Raw genomic sequence first — 20,198 nt, 5'->3', positions numbered from 1 at the left:
GGGGGGTGAATCACTTCTATTCAGCGGCCTCCTCGGCCGTGGCGGCCAGGGCGGCCACAGTGGCCAGGCTGGAGCGGCGCATGCCGTAGAAGAAGTAGATCACGAGCCCGACGGCCATCCAGCCACCGAAGTACATCCAGGTGATTCCGGGCAGCTCCGTCATCAGGTAGGCGCACAGAAGGAAGCCCACGATCGGGGTGACCGGGAAGAGCGCGACCTTGAAGGTGCGGTTCATCTCCGGGCGGGTCTTGCGCAGGATGATGACGGCCACGTTGACCAGGCCGAACGCGAAGAGCGTGCCGATGCTGGTGGCGTTCGCCAGCTCACCCAGCGGGATGAAGGCGGCGAGCAGTCCGCAGAAGAGGCAGACGATGATCGTGTTGACGCGGGGGGTGCCGGTCTTCGGGTCGACCTTGGCGAAGGCCTTGGGCATCAGGCCGTCGCGGGACATGGCGAAGAGGATGCGGGTCTGACCGTAGAGGACGGCGAAGACGACGCTGGCGATGGCGACGACGGCGCCCGAGGCGAGGATGACGCTCCAGAAGGAGTGTCCGGTGACGTTCTCCATGATCTGGGCCAGGGCGGCCTCGCTGCCCTCGAACTCCTGCCACGGCATGGCGCCGACGGCGACCAGGGCGACGAGGCAGTAGATCGCGGTGACGATGGCCAGCGAGAGCATGATCGCGCGCGGCAGGTCCTTCTTCGGGTTCTTGGCTTCCTCACCGGCGGTGGAGGCGGCGTCGAAGCCGATGTACGAGAAGAAGAGCATGGAGGCGGCGGTGCTGATGGCGGTCACGCCGAGCGGGGCCAGCGGGGTGTAGTTGCCGGCCTTGATGCCCATGAAGCCGATGACGCAGAAGAGCACCAGCGTGACGATCTTGACGGCGACCATGATCGAGTTGATCCGGGCGCTCTCCTTGGCCCCGCGCAGCAGGAAGACCATGCAGAGCAGGACGACGACCAGGGCGGGCAGGTTGATGTAGCCGCCCTCGCCCAGCGGGGCGGAGAAGCCCTCGGGGATGGTGAAGCCGAGCGTGCCGTCGAGCAGCTCGTTGAGGTACTGGCCCCAGCCGACGGCGACGGCCGCGACCGAGACGCCGTACTCCAGGACCAGGCACCAGCCGCAGATCCAGGCTATGAGCTCGCCCATGGTGGCGTAGGCGTAGGAGTACGAGGAGCCCGAGACGGGGATGGAGCCCGCGAGCTCGGCGTAGGAGAGCGCCGAGAAGAGCGCGGTCAGGCCCGCGAGGATGAACGCGATGAAGACGGCCGGGCCGGCGATCGGGGTGGCCTCGCCCAGGACGACGAAGATGCCGGTGCCCAGCGTGGCGCCGATGCTGATCATGGTCAGCTGCCACATGGTGAGCGAGCGCTTGAGCGCTCCGCCCTCACCCTGGCCGCCCTCGGAGACCAGCTGCTCCACCGGCTTGCGGCGGAGCAGCGGGTTGACGGGCTTCGAGGCGAGCGGTGGCGCCTGGCCGTGGTCGAGCACGAGGGGACTCCTTGTCACTGCGGATCGGGGAGGTCGGGGATGAGGCGTCGACCGCGACGATCCGGAGCAGGACAGGGCCCGACGGGGGAAGGGCCTGAGCATGGGAGGACCGCCGAGCTGGCGATCCGCCACTCCACGTACAGCGAGTGAGCCTACGAGCTGAGTGATACCGCCCGTAATGCACCATCCTTGCACATTGGCGCACGATCGTTGCGCGGATCTGTCCGGGATGGCCCTTTGTTGCGTGCGGATGATCGATCGCTGCGCAGCCCCCTCCGGACCCCTTTTCTTGACACCTCGTCAGATGTGCCGGAGCGTGCCGCCTGACGGCATTGGTGCGACCGGAGGTGGTGGATCCGCGCCCGGGCGGGGTACTGGTCGCCGAGACCGCGGACACACGATCGGAGGCGGAGCGTGAGCAGACCGGGCGCTGACGAGCGGTGGCCGTGGCAGGACCCGCAGCCCTTCCTGCGCGGGGTGGCCTGGCTGGACCAGGGGCGCCCGGTGCGGGCCGACCCGGCCGACACCATGCGGCTGCCCTGGGACACCGGCGAGCGGTCCACCCTGCCCATAGGGGTCCGGCTGGAGTTCACCACCGAGACCGCGCAGGCGGTGGAGGTCCGCTACCGGGCGACCGTGCCCGGCCCCACCGACGCGCTGCGCGACCTCGCGCACGGCTTCGCGCTCTGGGACCGGCACGGGGTGGTCGCCGAGGTGTTCACCGAACCGGCCGCCGAGGCCGTCGTACGGATCGACCTGGGGGGCGGCACCGGCCCGTTCACCATCCACCCGCCCGAGACCCAGTCCCCGCTGGTCCTCGGCCTGCGCGGGATCGGCGGCCCGCTCGCCCCGGCACCGCCCGCCCCGCGCTGGGTGGTGCACGGCGACTCCATCACCGAGGGCTGGTGGTCCACCCGTCCCGCGCACGGCTGGCCCGCCGTCACCGGCCGGGCGCTCGGCTGGGACACCGTCAACCTCGGCTACGCGGGCGCCGCCCGCGGCGAACTCAGCACCGCCGAACAGCTCGCGGGCCTGCCTGCCGACGTCCTCACGCTCGCCTTCGGCACCAACTGCTGGTCCCGGGTGCCCTTCTCCGCGCCCCTGCTGTACGAGACCACGCGCGCCTTCCTCGACCTGGTCCGCCAAGGTCACCCGCGCACCCCGCTGCTGCTGGTCTCGCCGGTGCTGCGGCCCGACGCCGAGCGCACCCCGAACAAGCTCGGCGCCACCCTGGGCGCGCTGCGCGACGCGATGGAGCGCGCCACCCGGGACCGGATCGCCGCCGGGGACGACCGGCTCGCCGTCCTCCCGGGCCGGGACCTGCTCGGTCCCGAGCACCTGGCGGACGGTCTGCACCCCAACGACAGCGGACATCAGGTACTCGGCCTCGCTGTGGCCACGGCCCTGAGGCGCACCGGGTTCGGCGCGGGGTGAGTGAAACAGCCCACACGAGCTCCCTTGAACAGATCCCTGCCATCAGGGCGTGTCCTGAGCAAGTTGCCGCCGCCGGGGGCGACGGCACGACAGACACCACATGTGGGAGAGATCAAGATGGGCATCAAGCGCGGAACCACCCTTGCAGCCGTCGCGATGACGGTCGTCCTCGCGGCGACCGCCTGCGGTCCGTCGGACGACAAGGCGGCCGACACCGCCCAGCCCGCCGGTGCCGCCGCCCAGGCCCCCGCCGCGGACGGGGGGTACGGAGCCCCCGCCGCCGACGCGGGATCGGACGCCAAGACCGCCGGACAGCTGGCGATCGCCAACAACGACCAGCTGGGCGCGGTCCTCACCGACAGCGCCGGGCTGACCCTCTACCGCTTCGACAAGGACACGGCCAAGCCGCCGAAGTCGAACTGCGACGGGGACTGCGCGAAGACCTGGCCGGTGGTCGCCGCGGGCGATGCCACCGCCGCGGCGGGCATGGACCCCGCGCTGCTCGGCGAGGTCGTGCGCAGTGACGGCAGCAAGCAGCTGACGGTGGCCGGCTGGCCCGCGTACCGCTTCAACAAGGACACCAAGGCGGCCGACTTCAACGGCCAGGGCGTCGGCGGGGTGTGGTTCGCGTTCGCCTCCGACGGCAAGAAGGCCGCCAAGGGGGCGGCGACCGAGGGGGCACCGCCGGCCGCGGGCGGCGCCGCCGAGGCCGACGGGAAGCTGTCGGTGGCCAAGGACCCCAAGCTGGGCGACCACATCGTCGACGGCAAGGGCATGACCGTCTACCGGTTCAAGCCGGACACCCAGTGGCCGATGACCTCCAAGTGCGTGGGCGACTGCCTGACCAAGTGGCCGGTCGTCCCCCCGGTGGAGAAGTCCAAGGACAAGGGGATCGCCGAGAAGAACTACACGGTGCTCAACCGCCCGGACGGCCTGAAGCAGCAGAGCGTCGACTGCTGGCCCGTCTACACCTTCACCGGCGACAAGAAGCCCGGTGACATCAACGGCCAGGGCGTGGGCGGCACCTGGTACGCCGTCGCCCCCGACGGCAAGCTGATCACCGTCCAGTAGTCCCGGGACACCTCACAGTCCCCTCCAGGCCCCCCACCACGGTCGCGCGGCCCCTGCCCCCATCCCCCGGGGCGGGGGCCGCGCCCCGTTCCGCCGCGACGCGCCGGTACCTAGACTCGGCGGCATGCTGCGCGTACTGGCCGTCGACGACGAGAAGCCGCTCCTGGAGGAACTCCTCTACCTGCTGCGCTCGGACCCCCGGGTGCTCAGCGCGGAGGGCGCCTCTGACGCCACCGAGGCCCTGCGCCGGGTCACCCGGGCGCTGGAGTCCGGACCGGACGGGGCCGACGCCATCGACGTGGTCTTCCTCGACATCCACATGGCCGGGCTGACCGGTCTGGACATCGCCCGGCTGCTGGCCGGGTTCGCGCAGCCGCCGCTGATCGTGTTCGTCACCGCCCACGAGGGTTTCGCCGTACAGGCCTTCGACCTGAAGGCCGTGGACTACGTGCTCAAGCCGGTGCGCCCCCAGCGGCTGGCCGAGGCGGTCCGGCGGGCCTGTGCGCAGCTGGGCCGCGCCGAGGAGGCGCCTCCGGCCGCCGCCGAGCCGGCGGCGGCGGTCCCGTCGGCAGCGGTGCCACCGCGCCGCCCGGCCCCCGAGGTCACGGTCGCCGACCGCGCGCCGGAGCAGATCGCGGTCGAACTGGGCGGGGTCACCCGCTTCGTGGCGATCGCCGACATCGCCTACGTCGAGGCGCAGGGCGACTACGCCCGCCTGCACACCGACGAGGGCAGCCACCTGGTCCGGATCCCGGTGTCCACGCTGGAGGAGCGCTGGGCGGCGCGCGGGTTCGTACGGATCCACCGCCGCCATCTGGTGGCGCTGTCCCGGATCGACGAGATCCGGCTGGACGCGGGCACCACCAGCGTCCGGGTCGGTTCGGCGGAGCTCCAGGTCAGCCGCCGGCACGCACGGGAGCTGCGGGACCTCCTGATGCGGCACGCCACTGGCTGAAAGCGGCCGCCGCCGGGGGCCGTCCGGCGCGCCCGTCCGCCGGCCGGCGACCGTCCGGCGCGCGCGGGTGCCGTTCGTCGCGCGGGGAGGGACGTACGGCGATCCGCCGGAGCCGTCGGCCGCACCGCCGGCGTGAACGGCCCGCCACTGCCATCGCCCCTGCGTATCGTGGATCTTCCGGCGCGGGAGGAGCGAGATGTCCGAGATCCAGGCGCTGGTCGACGCCCTGAGCGGACTGCCCCGCACCCGGCCCGCCGGGCCCGCCGAGGCGGAGGCGCTCCTGGCCCGGCTGCGCAGTGCGGCCGCCCGCTGGGCCGACATCCTGTACGAGGCCCGCGAGGGCGTCCGCGAGCAGGTGCCGCCGCGTGCGGAGGCCGCCCTGACGCTGGCCTTCCGGCGCGCGGAGGAGTCGTACGTGGAGCTCGAGATCGCCCTGCGGGACTGCGCCGAGCACCGCGACCCGGCGCTCTGACCGAGCGGCGGCGCAAGATCCCCGGCGGGGCCCGCGGCCGCGGCGCCGCAGGGCCGGATCGGGCCTGTTGCCGGGTCCGGGCCCGTGCATAGACTCCGGTCCCCACCCCCTCCGCCGAAGGACCCGACCGGTGAACCAGACGTACGCGCTGACCGCGGTCGCCGTCGTCGTGGTGGTCACCGTCCTGGTCGGCGCGCTGGGCCTGCGCATATCCCGGACCACCTCCGACTTCTACGTGGCCTCGCGCACGGTGGGGCCCCGGCTCAACGCGGCGGCCATCAGCGGGGAGTACCTCTCGGCCGCGTCCTTCCTCGGGGTGGCCGGGCTGGTGCTGCTCCAGGGGCCCGCGATGCTCTGGTACCCGGTGGGCTACACGGCCGGGTACGTGGTGCTGCTCGCGCTGGTCGCGGCCCCGCTGCGGCGCTCCGGCGCGTACACGCTGCCCGACTTCGCCGAGGCCCGGATGCAGTCGCAGGCGGTGCGCCGGATCGCGGTGCTGTTCGTGGTCGGGGTGGGCTGGCTTTACCTGCTGCCGCAGCTGCAGGGCGCCGGGCTGACGCTGGAGATCCTGACCGGCGCCCCGCACTGGGTGGGCGGGCTGGTCGTGGCCTTCGTGGTGAGCGCGGCGGTGGCCGCCGGCGGGATGCGCAGCATCACCTTCGTCCAGGCCTTCCAGTACTGGCTCAAACTCACCGCCCTGCTGGTCCCGGCCTTCTTCCTGCTGGCCGCCTGGGCCGGGGACGGGGCGCCGCGGGCCTCCTTCGACGCGTCGGCGGTCTTCCGGGAGCACACCTCGGTGACCCTCGCGGAGGACGTGCGGCTGTCCCTGGACGAGCCGCTGACGGTGACGGTGACCGGGCAGGTGGACGGGCGCGGCTACGTGGCGGCCCCGCTCACCCTGGCCCCCGGCGCGCATTCCGTACGGGCGCACGCGCGGCTGGAGTTCGCCCCGGACACGCCCGTCCCGGACACCCGCGCGGAAGCCGGTCCCGGCGTGTCCAGCTGGTCGGAGCCGCTGTCCGGGGACCGCCCGGAGCACCGGCTGTACGCCACGTACGGGCTGATCCTGGCCACCTTCCTCGGCACGATGGGCCTGCCGCACGTGGCGGTGCGCTTCTACACCAGCCCCAACGGGCGGGCCGCCCGGCGCACCACGCTGGTCGTGCTCGGGCTGGTCGGCGTCTTCTACCTGCTGCCGCCGGTGTACGGGGCGCTGGGCCGGATCTACGCCCCCGAACTCGCCCTGACCGGTGACGCGGACGCGGCGGTGCTGGTGCTGCCCGAGCGGATGCTGGGCGGGCTGCTCGGCGAGCTGCTGGGGGCGCTGCTGGCCGGGGGCGCCTTCGCGGCGTTCCTGTCGACGGCTTCGGGACTGACGATGGCGGTGGCCGGGGTGCTGCACCAGGACGTGCTGCCGGCTCGCGGGGTGCGCAGCTTCCGTTCGGCGGTGCTCGTGGCGATCCTGGTGCCGCTGGGCGGGAGCGTCGCGGCCACCGACGTTCCGGTGGCGGACGCGGTGGGCCTGGCCTTCGCCGTGTCGGCCTCGTCGTTCTGTCCGCTGCTGGTGCTGGGCATCTGGTGGCGCGGGCTGACCCCGCCCGGGGCGGTGGCCGGGCTGGTCACCGGTGGCGGGGCGGCCCTGAGCGCGGTGCTGGCGACCAGGACCGGGCTGGCCCCTGCGGGCTGGGTCCACACACTGCTGGCGTGGCCGGCGGTGTGGTCGGTGCCGCTCGGGTTCCTGACGATGGTCGCGGTGTCGCTGGCCACCCGCTCGCGGATCCCGGCCGGGACGGCGGCCACGCTGGCCCGGCTGCACCTGCCGGAGACCGTGGCCGTGGACCGGGCGTGGGCGTCCCCCCGGTGGAGCGAGGAGGGACCGCGGTGACCGCGCTGTGTCCGGCCCTGCTGGCCGTGCTGGCTGTGGCGGGTGCGGCCCTGCTGCTGGGCGCGGGCTGGGCGGCGGGCCGCTGGCAGGCCCGGCGCGGCGAACGGGCGGCCGGGCTGGACCTCGGGACGCCGGTGGAGCGGGCCACCTTCCACACCCTGCACACGGCTTCGCTGGCCGCTCCCCCGCTGCGCGCCGGGCTGACCGAGGACGCCGCCCGCAAGGCCGCCCGGCGGCTGCGGTCACTGCTCGGCACGGAGGCGCTGTGCCTCACGGACCGGGAGTCGGTGCTGGCCTGGGACGGGCCGGGCGCCGACCACCACGAGCGGCGGGCGATGGCCCGGGTGGCGGTGATGCTGGAGTCGGGGCGCAGCCAGAGCGTGCGGACCGAGTGCCAGCGGCCCGACTGTCCGCTGAAGTGGGCGGTGGTGGCCCCGCTCACCGGCGAGGACGGGATGCTGGGCGCACTGGTGGCGTACGGGTCGCGGGAGTCGGCGGTGCTGGTGCGGGCCGCCACGGAGGTCGCGCGGTGGGTGTCCGTCCAGCTGGAGCTGTCCGAGCTGGACCGCTCGCGGACCCGGCTGATGGAGGCGGAGATCAAGGCGCTGCGGGCGCAGATCTCCCCGCACTTCATCTTCAACTCGCTCGCCGCGATCGCCTCGTTCGTCCGCACCGATCCGGAGCACGCCCGGGAACTGCTGCTGGAGTTCGCGGACTTCACCCGGTACTCCTTCCGACGGCACGGCGACTTCACCACGCTGGCCGAGGAGTTGCGCTCCATCCAGCAGTACCTGGCGCTGGCGGGCGCCCGGTTCGGTGACCGGCTGAAGGTGACCCTGCAGGTGGCGCCGGAGGTGCTGCCGGTGGCGCTGCCGTTCCTGTGCCTGCAGCCGCTGGTGGAGAACGCCGTCAAGCACGGGCTGGAGGACTCCACCGAGGAGTGTCGGATCACCATCACCGCGCAGGACGCGGGCGCGGAGGCGGTGATCACCGTCGAGGACAACGGGGTGGGGATGGATCCGGCCGTGCTGCGCCGGATCCTGGCCGGGGAGCTCGGTGGTTCCTCCTCCGGCATCGGGCTGCCCAATGTCGACGAGCGGATCCGGCAGGTGTACGGGGACGCGTACGGGCCGGTGATCGAGACGGGCGTCGGCGCCGGCATGAAGGTGACCATCCGCATTCCCAAGTACCGTGCGGGCGTGCACAGTTCACCGTCGGGACACCATCCTCCACCGCCCTGAGCGGCCGATCCCGTGTCATCCTGGGAGGGGCGCGGCGCGACCGGTGGGGGAACCCCCGGCGGTGACTGCGGAAGGGATCGCCGACGTGCGGGTCGGGCGAGAGCAGCTTCGTGACGAGTTGCGGCAATGGGTGCGCGGGGGCGCCGAGGGCACCGGGGCCTTCCTGGTCGTGGAGGGTGAGCCGGGCGCGGGCCGGACCGACTTCGTACGGGACGCCGTGGCGCGGGCGGCGGCCCTGGGCTGCCGCGTGCGGTACGCGGCGGCCGCCGCCCCGGGGATGGAACTGCCGCTGCAGGCCGCACTGGACTGTCTGCACCCCCGCGGCCCGGACCGGGCGGCGGTCGTCGCCCTGCTGCGGGAGTCCGAGGAGGCGGCGCGGCCGGGCGGCGCCCTGCTGGCCGCCACGGACCTGCTGACGGCCGCGGTCGAGGAGTGGTGCGCACAGCGGCCGCTGCTGCTGGTGCTGGACGATGCGCAGTGGGCGGACGCGGCCAGTCTGCTGCTGTGGCGGCGCCTGGCCGACCGCGCGGTGACGGGCCGGCTGCCGCTGCTGCTGGCGGCGGCCCGGCGCCCGCTGCCCAGGCGGCCCGAGCTGGCGGAGCTGTGCGCGACCCCGGGCGGGCGCACGCTCCGGCTGGAGCCGCTGTCCGGGGCGGAGACCGCCGGGCTGGTCCGGGACCTGCTGGGCGCGGAGCCCGGGCCCCGGCTGCGGGGGGCGGCCGAGCAGGCGGGCGGCAATCCGCGGCTGCTGCGGGAGCTGCTCGCGCACTGGTCCGGGCTGGTCCGCGTCGACGGGGAGCGCGCGGAACTCCTCGTACCCGAGGAGGAGTTGCCGCCACCGCCCGCCTCGCTGACCCGCGAGCCGGGCCGGCTCTCCGCACCGGCGCGCACCGCCCTGCGGCACGCGGCGCTGCTGGGTCCGGACTTCACCGCGCGCGAGCTGGCCCTCGTACGGGGCGGGCCGGCCCGCGAGCTGCTCGCGGACCTGGAGGAGCCGGTGACGGCCGGGCTGCTGACGGACACCGGCGGTTCCCTGCGCTTTCGCCACCCGGCGCTGCGGCTGGCGCTGTACGCCGAGACCCCCGAGGCCCTGCGCGCCGCCCTGCACCAGGACGCCGCGCAGGCCTTCGCCGACGCGGGCCTGGATCCGGCCCGGACCGCCGGACAGCTGGTGCGCGGCGGCCGGCTGGCGCCGTGGGCGGTGCGCTGGCTGGCGGAGTCGGCTCCGGCGCTGATCGCCGGGGCGCCGGGCGCGGCGGCCGAGCTGCTGGAGCGGGCCATCGCCCAGGGCGACCCGCGGGAGCGGGAGACCCGCGACGCGCTGGAGGAACGGCTGGCGGACGCGGCGCTGATGCTGCGCCGCCCCGAGTCGGTGGACCTCCTCGGCACGCTGCGCGCCCGGACCACGGACCCCGACCGGCGGGCCGCGGTGGACTTCAAGCTGGTGTCCGCGCTGATGATCCAGGGCGACATGGCCCGCTCCCTGGCGGTCACCGAGCGGGCGCTGGCGGAGGAATTCCCCTCCGTCGCCCTGCGGTTGCGCCTGGAGGCCTGCCGGGTGCTGGCCCTGGCCGATCTGCACCGGGCCGCCGAGGCGCACGCGCTGGCCGAGGCGGTGGTGGCGCGGGCGCGCCGGCTGCGCGATCCGCTGTGCGGGGCGGAGGCCCACCACGCCGCCTCCTACGCGCTGTTCCACCTGGGCCGCGGCCGGGACTCGCTGCGCCACGTCGCGGAGGGGATCGCCTGCGCCCGGCGCAGCCCCGACGCCAACGACATGCGGTTGCTGCTGCTGGCCAACCAGGCGGAGGGCCACATGCGGTTCGACGAGCCGGGGACCGTGGCGGCCGCGCTGCGGGAGGCGCGCGAGCTGGCGGCGGCGACCCGTTCGACGGGACGGCTGGTGGTGACCGAGGCGCGGCTCGCCGAGTTCCACTACCGGCTCGGCGACTGGGACGAGGCCCTCGCCGGGGTGGCCCGGGCGTGCGCGCTGCCGGTGTCGGACGGCTGGCTGCCGGTGGTGGTGCACGGGCTGCGGGCGCTGGTCCTGGGTCACCGCGACGAGCGGGAGGCGGCGGGGGCCGAGCTCGCGGGCCTGCCGGCCGACGCCTTCGCCACGCCCACGGCCCGCCGGTACGCCTCCCACGTGCTGCTGGCCCGGGCGCTGCTGGCGGAGCGGGACGGCCGCCCGGCCGACGCGCTGGAGGCGCTGGCGCCCGCGCTGGAGGAGGGGGTCGAGGAGTCGGTGGCGTACGACCGCCCGTGGGTGCTGTCGGAGATCGTCCGGCTGGCCCTGGAGTGCGGGGAGACGGCCACGGCCCGGGTGGCGGTGGAGCGCTGCGGGCGGGCGGCGCGGACGCTCGCCGAGTACCCGGGGCCGGCGCTGGCCCTGCTGCGCTGCCAGGGACTGTTCGCGCAGGATCCGGAGCTGCTGGCCCGGGCGGTGGCACGGGGCGAGCGCGGCGGGTGGCCGCTGGTGCTGGGCCACACCCTGGAGGACCTGGCGGTGGCGCGGGCCTGGCACGGCGATCTCGCCGGGGCGCGGGCGGCGCTGACGCGCGCGGCGGCGGCGTACGAGGACCTGGGCGCCCGGTGGGACATCGCCCGGGCCGACGCCCGGCTGCGCAGCCTGGGCGTGCGCCGGGGCAGCCGGTCGGCGCGGCGCAGACCGGCGAACGGCTGGGAGGCGCTGACCCCGGCCGAGCTGAAGGTGGCGCTGCTGGTGGCGCAGGGCCGCTCGAACCCGGAGATCGCGAGCGCGCTGTTCCTCTCGCCGAGGACGGTGCAGACGCACGTGTCGCACATCCTGGCCAAACTGCAGGTCCGCTCGCGGGCGGCGGTGGCGGCTCAGGCGGCCGGGGCGACGGGGGCGCCGGGTGCGGGCGGGGCGTCGGGTCCGTAGCCGGGCATGGCGGCGCGCAGGGCCCGCAGGGCGTAGTGGGTACGGGACTTCACGGTCCCCGCGGGTACCCCGAGCGCCTCGGCGGCCTCGCAGACGGACGCCCCGCGGTAGTAGATCTGCACGAGCACGGCGCGGTGCTCGGGGCTGAGTAATCGCAGGGCCCGGCGGACGTCGAGGACGGCGACGGCCTGCTCGGTGCGGTCGTAGGCGGCGGCCGGAACGTGCGCGAGGGCCTCCGGGCCGACCTCGGCGGGCCGCACCAGGCGGGCCCGGCGGGCGTCGATGGCGAGGCGCCGGGCGACGGTGTAGAGCCAGGGCCGCATGGAGGCGTGGCCGCTCTCCAGGGCCTCGGGGTGCGTCCAGGCCCGGAAGAGGGTCTCCTGCAGGAGGTCCTCGGCGCGCTGCCGGTCTCCGAGGGTCAGGCCGAGGAGGAAACCGTGGAGGGCCTTGCCGTGCTCGCTGTGCAGCCGGGCGAGGGCGTGCGCTTCGGTTCTGGCCACGGGGTGCCCCTTCCTGGTCGGGTCACCTCAGCGTGACCGACCGGCGCCCCGGAGTTATCCGCCGCATGACGTATCCGGTCCCCGCCTGCGCCGAACGGTCACCCGCCACGCCGAACGGTCCCCCGCGCCCGGGAACGGCCGTGGCCCCGGCCGTCCGCGGAGGGACGGCCGGGGCCACGGGAGAAAGAGACGGACTAGCTCCAGCTGGCGTGCAGCGGCTTGCCCTCGGCGTAGCCGGCGGCGGACTGGATGCCGACGACCGCCTTCTCCTCGAACTCCGCGAGGGAGCCGGCACCGGCGTAGGTGCAGGAGGAGCGGACGCCCGCGATGATCGAGTCGATCAGGTCCTCGACGCCCGGGCGCGCCGGGTCGAGGAACATCCGCGAGGTGGAGATGCCCTCCTCGAACAGGCCCTTGCGGGCACGGTCGTAGGCCGACTCCTCGCTCGTGCGGTTCTGCACCGCACGCGCCGAGGCCATGCCGAACGACTCCTTGTAGAGGCGGCCGTCGGCGGACTGCTGGAGGTCGCCCGGGGACTCGTACGTACCGGCGAACCAGGAGCCGATCATCACGTTGGACGCACCGGCGGCCAGCGCCATCGCCACGTCGCGCGGGTGACGGACGCCGCCGTCGGCCCACACGTGCTTGCCGTGCTTCTTCGCCTCGGCCGCGCATTCCAGCACCGCGGAGAACTGCGGGCGGCCCACACCGGTCATCATGCGGGTGGTGCACATGGCGCCGGGGCCCACACCGACCTTGATGATGTCGGCGCCGGCGTCGATGAGGTCCTTGACGCCCTCGGCGGCGACGATGTTGCCGGCCACGATCGGGACCTGCGGGTCCAGCGCGCGGACGGCCTTGATCGCGTTGATCATCGATTCCTGGTGGCCGTGCGCCGTGTCGATGACGAGCGTGTCCACGCCCGCGTCGAGCAGCTGCTTGGCCTTGGCCACGAAGTCGCCGTTGATCCCGACGGCGGCCGCGATGCGCAGCTTGCCGTTGGCGTCGGTCGCCGGGGTGTACAGGGTCGCGCGCAGGGCGCCCTTGCGGGTGAGGAGGCCGACGAGCTTGCCGTCCTCGTCGACGGCCGGGGCCAGCTTGCGGTGGCCGGCGTCGAGCTTGTTGAAGGCCTCGCGGGGGTCGATGTCGGCGTCGATGAGCAGCAGCTCCTTCGACATGACCTCGGAGAGCTGGGTGAAGCGGTCGACACCGGTCAGGTCGTGCTCGGTGACGACGCCCACCGGGCGGCCCTCGGCGTCGACGACGACTCCGGCGCCGTGGGCGCGCTTGGGCAGCAGGGACAGCGCGTCGGCGACCGTCTGGGTGGGTGCCAGCGTGATCGGGGTGTCGAGCACGTGGTGGCGGGTCTTCACCCAGGAGATGACGTCGGTGACGATCTCGATCGGGATGTCCTGCGGGATGACGACGATGCCGCCGCGGCGGGCGACGGTCTCGGCCATCCGGCGGCCCGCGATGGCGGTCATGTTCGCCACGACCAGCGGAATGGTGGTGCCGGTGCCGTCGGGCGAGGAGAGGTCGACGCCCTGGCGGGAACCGACCGCGGAGCGGCTCGGAACCATGAACACATCGTCGTACGTGAGGTCGTACGGCGGCTTCGAGTCATTGAGGAAACGCACGTGCTGAACATCCCAGTCGATCGGAGGTACCCCGACGGGTCAGCCGAGGAAACGCACGTACTTCATTCTCCCACGACCTGGCGTTCACACGGTCCGGGCCGATCGTCCAGGACATACCGGGCCCCATGGTTCTTTCCTACGGGACCTTGGTCCCGGCCGGCCGGGCCGATCCCTCCCGCCGGTGCACCGGGCCCCGGCGCCGGGCCAGCGGGAGCACCGATCCTCCGTGCCGCACCGCCGTGAACTCGGCGGCGATGGCCAGGGCCGTCTCCTCGGGAGTGGCGCCGCCGAGGTCCAGCCCTATGGGTGAGCGCAACCGGGCGAGCCCGGAGTCGCTCACCCCTTGCTCCCGCAGCCGTCTCTCGCGTACGGCGTGGGTGCGCCGCGATCCCATGGCTCCCACGTAGCCCACGGGCAGCCGCAGGGCGAGCTCCAGCAGCGGTACGTCGAACTTGGCGTCGTGGGTGAGGACGCACACGGCGGTACGGGAGTCCAGGCGGCCGGCCTCCCATTCCGCGGCGAGGTGCCGGTGCGGCCAGTCGACGAGGACCTCGTCGGCGGCGGGGAATCGCTCCGGGGTCGCGAAGACGGGCCGGGCGTCGCACACGGTGACCCGGTGGCCGAGGAAGGCGCCGATCCGGGCGAGGGCCGCGGCGAAGTCGATGGCCCCGTAGACGATGAGCCGGGGCGGTTCGGCGGCCGATTCGACGAGCAGGGTCAGCGGCTCCCCGCAGAGTCCGCCGGCCGTGCCGAGTTCGGCGGTGCCGGTGCGCCCGGCCAGCAGCAGGGCCCGTACCCGGTCGGCGGCGGCCCGGTCCAGGGCGGGGCCGCCGGCGAGCCCGCCCTCGTAGGAGCCGTCGGCGTGGACGGCGAGCGCCCGGCCGAGCTGGCGGGGCGGGCCGGAGACCACCCGGGCGAGCGCGGCGCGGCTCCCGCCCGCGGCGGCGTCGAGCACCGAGCCGAGCACGGGCCGCACGGGGTCGGGCACGCGCACCGGGGTGACCAGTACGTCCAGGACTCCCCCGCAGGTCAGACCCACCGCGAAGGCGTCGTCGTCGCTGTAGCCGAAGCGGTGCAGGCCGCCTTCGCCGGAGGCGATCGCGTCGAGGCACAGCTCGTGCACGGCCGATTCCACGCAGCCGCCGGAGATGGAGCCGAGGGCGGTGCCCCGGTCGTCGACGGCGAGGGAGGCACCGGGGCCGCGCGGGGCGCTGCCGCTGACCGCCACCACGGTGGCCAGCGCGAACTCCCGCTGGGCGGCGCACCACGCGCGTAGCTCGTCGGCTATGTCGAGCATCAGCGGATGTACTCGCGGCGCGGGGTCTGGCCGGGGAGGTACGGGCGCGGCGGCAGGACGGCCGGGGTCGCCGGCCGGGGCGGGCCGGGCCGGGCCGCGGGGGCGGGGGCGGCCGGCCGGGTGACGGCGGGACGGGCGGGTCCGGGGTATCCGTCGGGGAGCTGGTGCCGGGTGCCGAGCAGTCTGGCGGCGTGGGCCACGCTCGCGAGGGTGGCGTGGTGGTGCCAGCCGCGGAAGGAGCGGCCCTCGAAGTCGCGGATGCCCACCGGTTCGCAGGTCTCGGTGAAGTCCAGGGAGACCCGGTCGGTGAGTTTGGCGAGCAGGAAGAGCTGGGCGAGCGGGCGGTCGCCGATGTTGGTGATCCAGAACTCGGAGGGCAGCAGGGCCGCTTCGGTCCAGGCTCCGACCAGCAGCAGCGGGGTGGGCGGCGCGGGCAGGGGCCGGTCCTCGCAGGGGGTGGCGAGGATCGAGGCCGAGGTCAGCAGGGTCACCGCGCCTTCGGCCCGGCCGTGCCGGGTCCATTCGACGACGCGGCGCTGGGAGCGCAGGGAGTCGATGAGTTCACGGGCGGGGGCGGTGTGCGGGCCGGGTTTGTGCCGGCCGGCGCCGCCGAAGGAGACGGGCAGGGAGCCGTCGACCTTGAAGACGAAGGGGATGTCCTGCTGCGCGAAGGACTCGATGCACTGCGGCAGGTCGCCGTTGGCGACCTCCATCACCACGGGCCGGCGCTGGAGTTGCCAGGTCGCGGCCATCCGCTGGACGGCGTGTACGGCGTCCTGGGCGGGGGTGAGGGAGCGGGCGGTGTCGGGGATGCCGGCCCGTCGGCGGCGCAGGAGTTCGCTGGTCCAGGGCCCGGGGAGGGTGAGGGTCCATTCGACCGGGAAGCTGGCCTCGCTGGAGGCGAGCCAGATCCCGCTGGCCTGCTGACAGTTGGCGGTGCGGCCGAGCTGGGGGACGAACTGCCGGCCGACGCCGACCGAGCGGTCGCCGGCCTTCTCTATGACCATGGGCTGGAGCACCCAGGCCAGGGGGCGCTGCGCGGTGCGTTCGAGGTGCTGGGCGAGGGAGCGGCGGACCGGGGTCCAGTCCCAGGGGGACTTGCTGATGAACTGCTGGAGGCTCTGCTCGACGGAACTGGCCCCTGTTCCGGCGATGTTACGGATTGTTTTCTTCCCGGTGGTCCGCACCAATCCGTTCAGATAAACGCGGGCCCAGTTTCGCTGGTCCCGCCGGGGTAAGGACTCGAAGAGCAGAGAGATCAGGACGTCGATCAATTCGGAGATTTCCTTCGTGGAATCCTCCGGCAGGACTACGCGAGCCATCTGGGCCTCCCCCGCGACCAGCTAGATCCAATACCCTACTTGACCGCGGAGAACGGCCGTAGGCCCCGGCGGCTACTTCCTGAGGTCGCTGGCAGTTTCGAGCCGCTCTTCCTCTACCACGAGGGGGATGGGGATCTGGTTCGCCGCATAGTAGATCGCGATCAGGAAGTGTGCGACAAGCGTGAGCGTCGCCGAGTAGAAGGCAAGGACGACGGTGAGGGGGTAGGCGATGGCGCCGAGGCCGAAACGCACCCGTGTGGCGCGTGCGCCCTCCCGGTCCACCTTCTCGTGGAAGAGGTGGCCGACCCGGGTGACGTACCACCAGAAGGCCAGGAACGCCGTGGCGTAGGCCACGGTGACGGCGCTGTAGAGGACCGCGGCGGCGGTGGCGCCGCTGCCTTCCTCCATGAGGTGCTCGGCGAGGACATTGGTGGTGTACGGGACCACCGATACCACCATCAGCACCAGGAGATTCAGGAACAACAATGGGCGGTCGACCCTCTTCAGGTGACTGAAGATGGTGTGGTGATTCACCCACATCACGCCGATGATGAGGAAACTCACGACGTAGGCGGCGTAATGGGGCCATTGTTCCCGGACCCCGTGCCAGAACTCGGATCCGGTTTCTTCCGGAACCTTTAATTCCAGAACGAGGATGGTGATGATGACGGCGAATACTCCGTCACTGAATGCCTCGATCCGCCCGGTTTCGTTTTCCATTGCCTCCCCTTTGCCACCGCTCGCATATATGCGCAGTCTGCAAACGCACGGTATGCCACACATACGGGGAGGGCGTTCTCCCGCCCTCCCCGCACACGCTACCCAGATTTCGGCCGTCAGCCGCCGAACCCGGCGGTCTGCCGCCAGATTCGGCCATCGCGGACGACGAGTGTCCCGAACGCGTGCTCCGGTTCGCCGTTCAGGTTCATGATCGCCCGGTAGAAGATGGTGTCCTCGGTCTCGATGTACTCCTGGAGTTCGACGAGGGTGGGCTTCACCGTGAGATAGCCGGTGAACGTCTCACGAACGGCTTCGATGCCGACCGAGACCCCCTCGAAGCGCAGCAGCACGGCGTCGTCGGTGTAGTTCTTCATCACCGCCTCGATGTCCAGGGCCGCCAGCGCTTCCATCTGGCGGACGAACACCGGGTGCAGCTTGGAGATGTCGTACTTGGCCATGTCGACTCCGTTTCAACCGGGCGGGGTGCCCTCGATGGGTGCCGTATCGGGTGTTGCGGCAGGTGGGGCGCAGGACTGGGCACTGCCGGCGAAGGGCAGCCGGACCACCATCCGGGTCTCGCCGGGGCGCGAGCGCGCCGTGAGCGAGCCGTGGTGGCGCTGGGTCACGATGCGGTAGCTCAGGTGCAGCCCGAGGCCCGTGCCCTTGCCCACGTCCTTGGTGGTGTAGAAGGGTTCGAAGATCCGCGGCAGGGATTCCACGGGGATGCCGCGCCCGGTGTCGCAGATCTCCACGACCATGCAGTCGCCCTCGGCCCGGGCGCGCAGGGTCAGTACGCCCGCGCCCTCCATGGCCTCGGCGGCGTTGTCGACCAGGTTGGTCCACACCTGGTTCAACTCGCTCGGGTAGCCCGTCAGTTCGGGCAGGCCGGGCTCGTACTCACGCACGATGCTGATGCCCCCGAGCTTGGCACGCAGCACGACCAGCGTGTTCTCCAGCCCCTCGGTCACCGGGAAGCGCTGTTCGGGCGCCCGGTCGAGATTGGCGTAATCCCGGGTGGCGGAGACGAGTTGGGAGATCCTGGGACCCGCCGCCCGGAGCTCCGCGGCGAGCGAGCGGATCTCCAGCAGCGCCGCGAGGTGGTCCAGGGCGCAGGCGAGGGCCGGCTCGCCGACCCCCTCCAGCCGCTCCAGCAGCCAGCCCAGCTCCAGCCCGAGGTCCGAGATCCCGGAGCCGAGCAGGCCGGGCCGTTCGGTGCCCGCCTCCTCGGCCCAGTCGGCGATCTCCTCCTCGGCGTCGGCCTGGGCGAAGGGGTCGGTGGTCACGGGCGGCGGCAGCTTGTCCAGTTCCTCGGCGAGCCGGTCGAAGACGGCCCGTTCCGCGCCGGTGGCGGCCGCGCCCCAGGCCTGGGCGGTCCGGGTGAGCCGGTCCAGGGCGGGGGCCAGTTCCTGCGCGGCCCGGGCCACGGCGGCCGCCGGGTTGTTCAGCTCGTGCGCGAGCCCGGCGGCGAGCGTGCCGAGCGCCTCCACGGTGGCCCGTTTGCGGGCCTGCACCTCGGAGGACTTGATCCGCCAGGCCAGTACGGGGATCAGGACGGCGGCCACCCCGTGGCAGCGGGTGAGCATCTCGAAGAAGACCGCCTTGGGATACGCCACGACGGTGGTCGACGGCCCGCTCGCGGCCGCGGTGGCCACGTACGAGCCGTCCGTCAGCAGGGGCAGTTCGCCCGTGAACCGGTGGGCGGCCGACGGTTTTCCGTCGTGCTCCTCGGCGGAAGCGCTCTCTTCTTCCGTGGAGTGGCGGGTGAGCACCTCCTCCCGGCCGTCGACGACCTTGGTGACGACCAGTCCGCCCGAGAGCAGGACGTGGAAGCCGGCGGCCTCCTCGCCGTCCCGGAAGAGCACCTCCCCGTCGCCGAGGACCCTGGGTTCGGACACCGAGACCAGCCAGTCCAGCTGGTCCTCGGTCAGCCCTTCGAAGATCTCCAGCGAGCGCAGGGCGGACCGCAGTTCTGCCGGGTTCATACCGTGCCCCCCTCTGCCCTGGTGCGGGCGGCCAGTCGCAGCGTGGCCAGCAGGGCCAGCGCGCACACCCCGGCGACGGCGGCCATGAAGCCGACGGAGGTGCGGTGCAGCCCGTGGATGTTGGTGAGCATCCCGGCGAGGACCGCCGGCACGCTCATCGCGAGGTACGCGAAGACGTACACGGCGGCGGTCAGTTCACCGCGGTGCGCCGGTTCGGCGAGTGCGCTCAGCGCCCGGAACGAGCCGAGGAAGGCGGCGCCCCAGCCGCTGCCGAGGACCGCGGTGGCCACCAGGAACACCACGGCCGAGCCGAGGCCCAGCGCGAGGAGCACCAGGCCGAGTCCGGCGAGCAGGCCGAACAGTCCGAGCACGGCGGTGCGCAGCGCCGCTGTGCCGCCGAGCATCAGCTGGGCGACGGTGGCGGCGCCCGCGAGCAGCGCCACCGTGGCGCCGCCGACGAGGTAGTTGGTGGACTCCAGCAGCGACAGCGCCAGGTGCGGGCCGAGCGAGAGGTAGAAGCCGCCCACCGACCAGACGGCGACGATGGTCAGCACGAGGACGGCGAAGCGGCCGCGGGCGCCCTCCGGTACGCGGATCCGGTGCGGGACCACCCGGAAGCGGCCCCCGGCGCCCGGCGCGCTCTCGCGCATCCGGAACACCCCCACCAGGGTCACGGCGAAGGCCCCGACCAACAGCAGGTAGCTCAGGACGGTCGGCGCGGGCGCGTACTGGACGAGCAGTCCCGCCCCGATCCCGCCGAGCCCGATGCCCACGGTCGGGCCCGCGCTGTTGACCTGGGCGCCGAGCGCGGGCTTCGAGGCGGGGCTGAGTTCCAGCAGGGCCGCGCCCATCGCCCCGGTGGCCAGGCCCACGGCCAGGCCCTGGACGGCGCGGGCGGCGAGGAGCAGCCCGAGGCCCTGGGCCCCGGCGAACAGGACCATGGAGACGATCGCCAGGACCAGCCCGGCGGCCAGGACCGGGCGCCTGCCCAGGGTGTCGGAGAGGGACCCGAACAGCAGGAGCCCGGCGAGCACGGTGACGGCGTACAGGGCGAAGACCACCGTGATCATGCCGGAGGACAGGTCCCACTCCTGCTGGTAGAGCACGTAGAGGGCGGAGGGCACGGAGGAGGAGAGCATCAGCAGGACGAGGACCGCTCCCACCACCCAGAAGCCGGAGCCTCTGGGCGCTCCGGCCGCGGGTGCGGCCGGGTGCACGGTCGTCTCCGTGGTCGTCTTCGATGATTCGGCCACTGCTTCACTCAACTCCCCCGTGATGGGGCCCTGCCCGG

The 20,198-nt window shown here is 73.4% G+C and carries 16 protein-coding genes; 7 read left to right on the top strand and 9 right to left on the bottom strand.

The window, feature by feature from the left end:
* Window positions 1–16: 16 nt before the first annotated feature.
* Entirely contained in the window at window positions 17–1,492 is a 1,476-nt protein-coding gene (locus AB0D29_RS26605) for an amino acid permease (protein ID WP_362857629.1), read from the bottom strand.
* A 414-nt stretch (window positions 1,493–1,906) separates the two neighbouring features.
* Between AB0D29_RS26605 and AB0D29_RS26600 the strand changes: the two genes are divergently transcribed.
* The 7 genes from AB0D29_RS26600 to AB0D29_RS26570 all read left to right on the top strand — a co-directional run bounded on the left by AB0D29_RS26600 (window position 1,907) and on the right by AB0D29_RS26570 (window position 11,449).
* Window positions 1,907–2,926 carry a GDSL-type esterase/lipase family protein gene (locus AB0D29_RS26600; protein ID WP_362857627.1) on the top strand — a complete coding sequence of 340 codons (1,020 nt, stop codon included), beginning with the start codon at window positions 1,907–1,909 and terminating at the stop codon, window positions 2,924–2,926.
* A gap of 102 nt (window positions 2,927–3,028) precedes the next feature.
* Window positions 3,029–3,997 (top strand): SCO0930 family lipoprotein, encoded by a 969-nt coding sequence (locus AB0D29_RS26595; protein ID WP_362857625.1) that lies wholly within the window; start codon window positions 3,029–3,031, stop codon window positions 3,995–3,997.
* Between the two features lie 124 nt (window positions 3,998–4,121).
* A complete protein-coding gene (locus tag AB0D29_RS26590) occupies window positions 4,122–4,952 on the top strand; it encodes a LytTR family DNA-binding domain-containing protein (protein ID WP_362857624.1) in 831 nt (276 codons plus the stop codon).
* A 196-nt stretch (window positions 4,953–5,148) separates the two neighbouring features.
* The gene (locus AB0D29_RS26585; RefSeq protein ID WP_362857623.1) at window positions 5,149–5,424 is read left to right on the top strand and encodes a hypothetical protein; all 276 of its coding nucleotides are present in this window, start codon (window positions 5,149–5,151) and stop codon (window positions 5,422–5,424) included.
* Between the two features lie 130 nt (window positions 5,425–5,554).
* Complete coding sequence (locus tag AB0D29_RS26580) at window positions 5,555–7,309, top strand: cation acetate symporter (RefSeq protein ID WP_362857622.1); 1,755 nt, start codon at window positions 5,555–5,557, stop codon at window positions 7,307–7,309.
* A gap of 5 nt (window positions 7,310–7,314) precedes the next feature.
* A complete protein-coding gene (locus tag AB0D29_RS26575) occupies window positions 7,315–8,550 on the top strand; it encodes a histidine kinase (RefSeq protein ID WP_362857739.1) in 1,236 nt (411 codons plus the stop codon).
* Window positions 8,551–8,611: 61 nt separating this feature from the next.
* On the top strand, window positions 8,612–11,449 hold the full coding sequence (locus AB0D29_RS26570) for a LuxR C-terminal-related transcriptional regulator (protein WP_362857621.1): 2,838 nt from the start codon (window positions 8,612–8,614) through the stop codon (window positions 11,447–11,449).
* Here the strand turns inward: AB0D29_RS26570 and AB0D29_RS26565 are convergent.
* From AB0D29_RS26565 to AB0D29_RS26530, 8 genes are all read right to left on the bottom strand, one after another.
* Complete coding sequence (locus AB0D29_RS26565) at window positions 11,395–11,949, bottom strand: sigma-70 family RNA polymerase sigma factor (protein WP_362857619.1); 555 nt, start codon at window positions 11,947–11,949, stop codon at window positions 11,395–11,397. The genes AB0D29_RS26570 and AB0D29_RS26565 overlap by 55 nt on opposite strands.
* Before the next feature lie 194 nt (window positions 11,950–12,143).
* On the bottom strand, window positions 12,144–13,607 hold the full coding sequence (locus tag AB0D29_RS26560; RefSeq protein ID WP_362857738.1) for a GuaB1 family IMP dehydrogenase-related protein: 1,464 nt from the start codon (window positions 13,605–13,607) through the stop codon (window positions 12,144–12,146).
* Window positions 13,608–13,722: 115 nt separating this feature from the next.
* Entirely contained in the window at window positions 13,723–14,883 is a 1,161-nt protein-coding gene (locus AB0D29_RS26555; RefSeq protein ID WP_362857617.1) for an XdhC/CoxI family protein, read from the bottom strand.
* Window positions 14,883–16,205, bottom strand: coding sequence for a transposase (locus AB0D29_RS26550; RefSeq protein WP_362857616.1), 1,323 nt, complete (start codon window positions 16,203–16,205; stop codon window positions 14,883–14,885). Before AB0D29_RS26550 ends, AB0D29_RS26555 begins: the two co-directional genes overlap by 1 nt.
* A gap of 72 nt (window positions 16,206–16,277) precedes the next feature.
* Window positions 16,278–16,925: a TMEM175 family protein gene (locus tag AB0D29_RS26545; RefSeq protein ID WP_362857614.1), complete on the bottom strand. Its 648-nt coding sequence runs from the start codon at window positions 16,923–16,925 to the stop codon at window positions 16,278–16,280.
* Between the two features lie 116 nt (window positions 16,926–17,041).
* Window positions 17,042–17,383, bottom strand: a complete 342-nt coding sequence (locus AB0D29_RS26540; RefSeq protein ID WP_030656331.1) for a nuclear transport factor 2 family protein — start codon at window positions 17,381–17,383, stop codon at window positions 17,042–17,044.
* Window positions 17,384–17,395: 12 nt separating this feature from the next.
* A complete protein-coding gene (locus AB0D29_RS26535; protein ID WP_362857613.1) occupies window positions 17,396–18,907 on the bottom strand; it encodes an ATP-binding protein in 1,512 nt (503 codons plus the stop codon).
* Window positions 18,904–20,160 (bottom strand): MFS transporter, encoded by a 1,257-nt coding sequence (locus AB0D29_RS26530; RefSeq protein ID WP_362857611.1) that lies wholly within the window; start codon window positions 20,158–20,160, stop codon window positions 18,904–18,906. Before AB0D29_RS26530 ends, AB0D29_RS26535 begins: the two co-directional genes overlap by 4 nt.
* Between the last annotated feature and the right edge of the window lie 38 nt (window positions 20,161–20,198).

It is taken from the genome of Streptomyces sp. NPDC048424 (assembly GCF_040651555.1).
Lineage (GTDB): Bacteria > Actinomycetota > Actinomycetes > Streptomycetales > Streptomycetaceae > Streptomyces.
Note: the sequence above shows the minus strand (reverse complement) of the source record. Positions and strands in the feature narration are given on the sequence as shown.